The organism is Cytobacillus firmus NBRC 15306, from assembly GCF_001591465.1.
Classification (GTDB): domain Bacteria; phylum Bacillota; class Bacilli; order Bacillales; family Cytobacillaceae; genus Cytobacillus; species Cytobacillus firmus.
In genome coordinates this window covers 1-7,765 of the sequence record NZ_BCUY01000124.1, presented here as the reverse complement: position 1 = coordinate 7,765, position 7,765 = coordinate 1, and the positions used below count along the sequence as shown (strand labels likewise).

8 protein-coding genes are annotated in these 7,765 nt (G+C 36.1%); 3 read left to right on the top strand and 5 right to left on the bottom strand.

From position 1 onward, the window contains the following. Positions 1 to 63: 63 nt before the first annotated feature. The 3 genes from BFI01S_RS20220 to BFI01S_RS20210 form a co-directional block, all read right to left on the bottom strand. Positions 64 to 711 (bottom strand): YdhK family protein, encoded by a 648-nt coding sequence (locus tag BFI01S_RS20220; RefSeq protein ID WP_019380892.1) that lies wholly within the window; start codon positions 709 to 711, stop codon positions 64 to 66. Positions 712 to 944: 233 nt separating this feature from the next. Further along, positions 945 to 2,306 (bottom strand): sensor histidine kinase, encoded by a 1,362-nt coding sequence (locus BFI01S_RS20215; RefSeq protein ID WP_061794197.1) that lies wholly within the window; start codon positions 2,304 to 2,306, stop codon positions 945 to 947. After that, entirely contained in the window at positions 2,284 to 2,997 is a 714-nt protein-coding gene (locus BFI01S_RS20210) for a response regulator (protein WP_035332177.1), read from the bottom strand. Before BFI01S_RS20210 ends, BFI01S_RS20215 begins: the two co-directional genes overlap by 23 nt. Before the next feature lie 134 nt (positions 2,998 to 3,131). Between BFI01S_RS20210 and BFI01S_RS20205 the strand changes: the two genes are divergently transcribed. Continuing rightward, positions 3,132 to 3,368 carry a hypothetical protein gene (locus BFI01S_RS20205; RefSeq protein WP_019380889.1) on the top strand — a complete coding sequence of 79 codons (237 nt, stop codon included), beginning with the start codon at positions 3,132 to 3,134 and terminating at the stop codon, positions 3,366 to 3,368. A gap of 15 nt (positions 3,369 to 3,383) precedes the next feature. Beyond that, the gene (locus BFI01S_RS24455; protein ID WP_019380888.1) at positions 3,384 to 3,515 is read left to right on the top strand and encodes a hypothetical protein; all 132 of its coding nucleotides are present in this window, start codon (positions 3,384 to 3,386) and stop codon (positions 3,513 to 3,515) included. Positions 3,516 to 3,898: 383 nt separating this feature from the next. Here BFI01S_RS24455 and BFI01S_RS20200 read toward each other — a convergent pair whose 3' ends face one another. Beyond that, positions 3,899 to 4,141 (bottom strand): hypothetical protein, encoded by a 243-nt coding sequence (locus BFI01S_RS20200; RefSeq protein ID WP_019380886.1) that lies wholly within the window; start codon positions 4,139 to 4,141, stop codon positions 3,899 to 3,901. 690 nt (positions 4,142 to 4,831) lie between these two features. Between BFI01S_RS20200 and BFI01S_RS20195 the strand changes: the two genes are divergently transcribed. Then, entirely contained in the window at positions 4,832 to 5,218 is a 387-nt protein-coding gene (locus BFI01S_RS20195) for a hypothetical protein (protein ID WP_019380884.1), read from the top strand. A gap of 106 nt (positions 5,219 to 5,324) precedes the next feature. Here BFI01S_RS20195 and BFI01S_RS20190 read toward each other — a convergent pair whose 3' ends face one another. Continuing rightward, complete coding sequence (locus BFI01S_RS20190) at positions 5,325 to 7,754, bottom strand: heavy metal translocating P-type ATPase (protein ID WP_061794198.1); 2,430 nt, start codon at positions 7,752 to 7,754, stop codon at positions 5,325 to 5,327. Positions 7,755 to 7,765 lie beyond the last annotated feature (11 nt).

Here is a 7,765-nt window from a genome sequence, read left to right as displayed (position 1 = left end):
AGTCGATTCCATGGTTTGGAATCGACTTTTTATTCTTATTTATTATGTTAAAGTTTTATAAATTTATTCAGCTGGAGATAGCTCGCTTTCTGTTACCCATTTGTGATTTTTCACTTCTTCACCACCGGTTGTTGTAGTAAAATCAACCATATATACAGTAGTTTGTTCAGCGGAGTCAATTACAGCTGTTGCTCCGTCCATACCTTCCATATGTTCCGCATTTACAGTAACTTCTGTTCCAGGTTCAAGCGGTTCTTCTTCGACTCCTTCTAACTCTTCATGGATCACCCATTTATGATCTTCCACTCTCTCTCCGCCAGTCGTCGGGGTATAAGATATTGTATAAACCGTAGTATCATATGCTCCAACTATTGTTGCTTCAGCGCCTTTCATTCCTGACATGTGATCTGACTCAATAATGGCTTTACTTCCAACTTCATAAGTTGGTGAAGCTGCTTCTTCTAAACCTTCAGGAACTTCGCCCGAGCTGGACATATCCATATTATCATGATCCATGCCTTCTGTATCTTCATCCATATTATCATGATCCATGCCTTCCATATCTTCATTGTCTTTGCTCTCTTCTGTATTCTCGGTGCCTTCATTGTTTTCTGCGTTTTCATCATTTGCATTTGTACAGGCTCCCAAAAGTAATAAAAGAGAAGCAAGCAATGCAAATAAAATTGATTTTCTAAAATCTTTTTTCAACATATACAAAATCCTCCTTTAGCAATTTCCGATATTATAACTGTAAAATGTGCAGAAAATATGGTGTAAGCTTATGTAAGATAAAAACATTGGCTTTTAATCTTTTCCCCATTCGATAAATATTTATTCCTCTTGAGTTTTTTTGATCCGATTGAGGACTTACAAAAGTAAATAGCAGCTAGCGAAATCCCCGACAAAAAGTTGTGAATTCAAAATTGAAAAGGTTTTGGTGCCTATTAATTTCTGGGGAACAAAATCGTTATGATAGTGCCATTATTTAATTCACTTGTAACCTGTATGTCTCCACCATGTGCATTTACTAATGCTTTTACTATGGAGAGGCCAATACCAATCCCTCCGGTTTTTCGGGTTCTAGATTTATCTCCTCTGTAAAATCGTTCAAAAAGATGGGGAAGATCCTTTTCGTCTATCCCAACTCCTTCATCGGCTACAACGAAACCTATATTGTCATTCTTTTCAAGAACTGAGATAACCACCCTTTTATTTGGTGAAGTATATTGAAGAGCATTATTAAGAATGTTAGTTAATATTTGAATAACTCGGTCTTGATCAGCACGAAACCATAATTCTTTTCCAGAATTAAGGATTTGGAGTTTTACTCCTTTCTCATTAAATATTGAATCAAATTGATTTTTTAAGAAACATGCCATCTTATTTGCTTCTATATTACTCACATTTAACTTAATCTGTGGATTCTCAGCAGCAAGAAGTTTTTCTAGTTCATTTACAAGACGTACTAAGCGCATTAACTCATTATGGCTTTGTTGCAGCCTTTCCGGAGTAGGATCCCAAATTCCATCTTGAAAAGCCTCTATTTGACTTCTCAATGATGCAAGAGGTGTGCGAAGTTCATGCGCGAGGTCTGCGGTAAACTGCTTTCTAAGATTTTCTTCATTAGAAAGTGAACTTGCTAAATTATTAAAAGACCATCCAAGAGCTTTCATTTCCTCAGTCAATTCCTCAACGTTCAAGCGGGTGTTCCATTTATGTTTTTGGAGCTCCTGTACAGCAACCGAAAGTTTATTGAATCCAGCAGAAAGCCATTTTGAAAATAAAATACTAAAGAAAACTGATAGTATAACTGTAAAAAAAGCTGCAGCATAAACATATCTTTTAATAGCTTGAAAAAATGAAAAATCCTCAGCGACTAGTTCCTCTTGATAATACACTTGTAGGCTGCCAATAATACTATTATCTACAGAAAGATTATAAGTATCTGAATTATAGTTCGCCTCTGAATCTTGTCTGTGACCCATATTCTCCATCATCTTTCTCATTGAGCTAGTCTCAATGAGGATTTTTCCATTTGAATTATATATTTCATAATATAGATTTTCCGTCATAGCTTGATCATGCAGAATACTTACAACTTGGTCACTCTGTAGTGAGCCAGTCTGTTTATACTCATTGAGTATTTCTTCTTTAATCAGATTTATATTTTTCTCTCTTCCTTCTAATAAATAATTATTAAAGCGACCTTCAAAACCCCATAATATCGAAAGGCTAGTTAATAAAATGCCTGATAAGGATACTATTAAGAAATAAAAAAATATTCTAGTGCGCATGGTTTTCCGCATGGGGCCTTCCTCCAAACTTATAACCCATTCCAAAGACGGTCAGTATATAATCAGGCTGCCGTGAATCTCTTTCAATCTTTTTTCGAAGGTTTTTAATATGAGTGTCTATGCTCCGTTCATATCCTTCATAATAAGTTCCGTCCTCCTGACACTTTTCAAGTAACTCCATCCGACTATAAACCCTGCCTGGGTAACTGGCCAGTGTAAATAGGAGTCTATATTCAATTGGTGTGAGGGTAATAATCTTGCCTTTCAATTTTACTTCTTTTTTTATTGAGTCAATAATCATTTCTTTTTCATTAAATATAAGCTTGTGAGCTGATATCCTTTTATTCACTCTCCTTAAAATTGCTTGAGCTCTCACTACTACTTCTCTTGGACTAAAGGGTTTTTTTACATAATCATCCGCTCCAAGATTAATTCCATTTAACAAATCCTCTTCGTCTGATTTTGCAGTCAGCATGATTATTGGTACATCACTTTCTTTCCTTATTAAACGACATATTTCTTCTCCAGAAATATCAGGAAGCATTAGGTCTAGAATAATAATATCAATGTCGTCGGCTTTTGCCTTTTTTAAGGCATCTATCCCATTAGAAGCCAACAGAATATCCCAGCCCTCTTTTTCAAAATAGGCTTTTAATACCTCAAGAATCATATCTTCATCATCTACAAGAAGAATTTTAGTCACCCGTAACCACTCCTTGTATACATTTTATCATCCTCGATTATTAGAATTGCAATCTTCATATGTTCCACATAAGTTCTCCATAAGATTTACATTTCCATAAGGTATTCTAAAAACAAGAAAGGAGATGAATATACATGAGAAAATTTGTGATTGGTATCTTAGGTGCAGGGTTTATTTTAGGAGCAGGAACATATGCATTTGCAGAGGAGAATGGAAACGGAGGTTTAAACTTCGGGCAAATGAAGCCCATGATTGAAGAAATGCATCCCGACCTCTCAACAAAGGAGCAAAAAGATATGTTTGAATCATGCCATGGTAAGGATGGTATGATGCAGCAAAGTGGTGCTGAAAGTATGATGAATAACTTTTAAGGGAGTTGATCCCGAATGATGGGCGGATATGGAATTGGCATGATGGCTTATGGTATTATAGGTTGGCTGCTTAATCTTACCATGATTGGAATCGTAGTATTTTTCACTGTGAAAATGGCAATAAAAAAATCAAAAGTCAATCATTAAACATGGATAAACAACAGCTAATTTAACAACATTATTAGCACATAAAAACGCTTGGAAATAATAATCCCAAGCGTTTTTGATTTGCTCCCTTTCTTGAAAAAAGCTGTTGGTAATCTTGGTTTCATTTTTTATTATCAAATTTTCTTCCTTTTAACTTTTGAAAGGTATTTCGAAATGGCTCCAATTCAACTAGTAAAATACCGCCTTTTTCTTTTACTAAGAAATCTTTGCACCAAAAGGATGTCTTTTTAGAATAAACTCAAATTAATATTTGTTAAAAATGTTACTTCGTTATAAGAGAATAACATAGAAGTTAAAAGACACAAGTGTAAGACTATTTCATTAAGCCAAGGAGTCACCTACTCCTTTGTAGATGGCATTTGTCAGCCGCCATCTATGCAAGTAGAAACAGAGCTTCCTACAGCTGCATTTAGTTCGTGGAGAAGCGGAATTAGTTGTTCTTCATCAATCAATGTTGCTAAGACCTGCTTTGTAAACGGAATTTTATGCCTTTTAAAAATTTCTGCTGTATTGGACCAAACTTCAACTATTGCTGCTGGTGACATATTTGATTGAATAACCACTTTGGCATCTTTCCTTTCTTTATATAAACGGATATTTTTCAATTAACTTCTTCTGTTTATCTAACAATCACTAAGTATGATTTGTGTAAGATTTGTTCTAAAATACATATATATAAAATACTAACTTGATTATTGAGATTTCACTATGACTAATTTCCAGATTAAGAATTGAGACATTAATAACTTCCCATGAAATATAGATCACTTATGGGATATAATGTGTTTTAACTTGGTTTCTTTGAAACTTATCCTTACTTTATCATGACCAACAAAATCACTGCAGCAAACACTATCGCAATTAAAGGTAAAACTTTCTTTAGCTGTACTTTTTCAATATGTTCTATAATAATTATGACGAAAATGATCAAAATTTGAAAAATCCAAGATAAAAAAACCATTTAGTTATCTCCAATCTTATGAGTTATGAAGGTTTATTAAAGATAATGGCACGAGGGTTTTCAGGATATCTAACTCTGAAGCAAGAGTTGATTTCATTTTCTTGGATTGTTGACCATTTATAATAAAAGAGTTTAAAATTATAAAAAGTGTTTTAGATACATCTCACTTTTACCATATAAGTATGCATAATTTATGCATACACAGTAGAAATTGACCATGCATATAAATGTTAAAAAAAGAAAAATGTGGAGGTCAATACTGATATACAACACAAACCGAAAAATTAAGAAAAACTCTCCTCTCACAGTCTTTAATAAAATGAGGTGAAAGAAATTGTGCTTTACTCATGATGTCATTGAACGACAAGCCCTTAAAATATGTGAAGAGATGAAGATGTATTCCATTTACAGCCTTGTGGGTGTTGCTACCACTGGTGATCAAGTGAAGATTCAAGAAAATACATCCATTGAAAGTAACTTTAAATTACTACCTGGTGAAGCTTTACCTTTGATCACAAATGTCATGCTACAAGATGCTTATGGAAGAGATTATTCGGTTTCACCAGATGAAGCAGGGCTTCAATTTGCTAAAGGTGAAGTTACTTATAAAGAATATAAACGTCTTCAAGCTAAAGAAAAAATACAGTTAACTACTATATTAATAGCCTCTGGTGGCACATTATTTTTATTGAGTTGGTCATTTCTTCGGTTTTTTATTTAAATGAATTACAGAGCCCTCAATATAAAAAAGAATAGGATGACTCTAATGTGAGTCATCCTATTCTTTAATTCCAATTTTATTTTGTTAGGTGTTAGTTCAGACAATATCAACGTACAGGTTTCCATTTTCGTAAAAATAATGTGTTACCAACTACTGAGACAGAGCTGAAAGCCATTGCTCCACCAGCAAGAATCGGATTTAAAAGGCCGATTGCTGCAACTGGAATCAATACAACGTTGTATGCAAATGCCCAGAAAAGATTTTGTTTGATTTTTCTCATTGTTGTTTTGGAAAGACTGATTGTATCAACAATTCCCATCAGGTCACCGCGCATTAATGTTATATCCGCTGCCTCCATTGCAACGTCTGTACCTGTTCCAATGGCAATTCCAACATGGGCAGCAGCTAGTGCTGGGGCATCATTAATCCCATCCCCAACCATTGCAACTATTTTTCCTTCCTGCTTCAATTTTTCAACTTCTGCAGATTTGTCTTCAGGAAGTACCTCAGCGAGGACCCTATCGACACCAACCTGCTTGGCAATGGCTTCGGCCGTTAATTTATTATCACCAGTGATCATAATGACTTCAATTCCCATATTTTTAAGATGTTTAATCGCTTTGGCAGAGGTTTCTTTAACTGTATCCGCGACAGCGATTATGCCTGCTAGGCTGTCATCAACTGCTATTAGCATAGCGGTTTTTCCTTCCCCTTCAAGCTGTTCCATGCGGCTTAAAGCAGTGCCTATCTCTATATTATTTTTGATCATTAACTTCTTATTTCCAATCAGCACCTTCTGATCTTTGATGCTTACTTGAATTCCGTGACCAGGGATGGCAGTAAAGTTTTGTGTTTCCTGAAGCTGAATGCCACTTTCCTTAGCACCATTTACAATTGCTTCCCCAAGAGGATGCTCCGATCCTTTTTCAGCTGATGCAGCTATCTGCAGTAATTCATCTTCTTTATATTTTCCAAAAGCTATAATATCGGTGACATCTGGTTCACCTTTTGTAATCGTGCCTGTTTTATCCAAAACAACCGTAGTTACACTCTGAGATGTTTGGAGGTGTTCGGCACCTTTAATAAGAAGTCCATTTTCAGCGCCTTTTCCTGTCCCAACCATTACAGCTGTCGGAGTTGCCAATCCTAACGCACAAGGGCATGCAATAACCAGGACAGCGATCGTACTAACAAGTGCAGGTGTAAATCCTGCGATGAAATAAGTGATGGCAAAGGTTGCTAAAGCAATTAAGATTACAATTGGTACAAAAATTCCAGAAATTTTATCTGCGAGTTTTTGAATAGGGGCTTTTGAGCCCTGAGCTTCTTCGACAAGTTTAATAATTTGTGCCAGTGCCGTGTCCTTGCCAACTTTGGTAGCTTTAAATGTAAATGAACCATGTTTGTTTACCGTTGCTCCAATGACTGTGTCACCAATCCCTTTTGTAACAGGCATGCTTTCCCCAGTTAGCATGGATTCATCAACGGTAGTGTTTCCTTCAATTATTTCCCCATCAACAGGAACCTTTTCTCCAGCACGAACAAAAATCAGGTCACCTGTTTGAACCTCTTCCAGGGGTATATCAAGTTCTTCTCCATCCCTAATGACTCTGGCGGTTTTCGCTTGAAGTCCCATCAGCGTTCTAATAGCTTCCGATGTTTGTCCTTTAGCTCTTGTTTCAAGCAATTTCCCTAAAACAATCAAAGTCATGACGATAGCAGCAGCTTCGTAATATAAAAATTGACCAGTTCCCAAAATTGTAACAATCAGACTGTAAAAGTAGGCTGCTGAAGTTCCCAGTACAACCAAAACAGCCATGTTGGCACTTCCGCCTCGAACTGCATTGTATGCATCACGGTAATAATGGCCGCCTACATAGAATTGCACTGGTGTAGCAAGTAGGAATTGTACCCAAGGACTCATATGAAAGAACATTCCATTGCCATACTCCATAGCAAAATCCGATATCATTTGAACTAAAAAGAATACGGATAAAATTGCCCCTACAGTAAACTTCCTTATTTGCTTTTTATATTCTTTTTCCCTGGCATTGCGCTCATAATCTTCATCTCTCTCGCCAACTACCTTTGCATCATAGCCGACCTTTTTTATAGCGGCGATGATTTGCTCAATATTCGTGTTTCCAGGAATGAACTCGATTATTGCTTTTTCAGTAGCTAAATTGACAGTAGCACTTGTTATTCCTTCTACTTTTTTTAATCCTTTTTCTACACGGGTTGCACATGCTGCGCATGTCATTCCTATGATGTCAAGCTGGACTTTTTCCTCTTGAACACCGTAACCAGTCTTTTTTATTTTTTCAATGACATCGTTAACATTAGCTGTTTTTGAATCATACGTAACAGAAGCTTTTTCTGTAGCGAGGTTAACACTAGCTTTTTGCACACCTGGAACCTTAGCAATGTTTTTTTCAATACGGGTAGCACATGCTGCACATGTCATGCCGGTAATGCTCAATGTAACATTTTCCCCGGCAACATCATTTTGTGTTTTGGCAATTGATTGCTCAGCCATATTTATGTTCC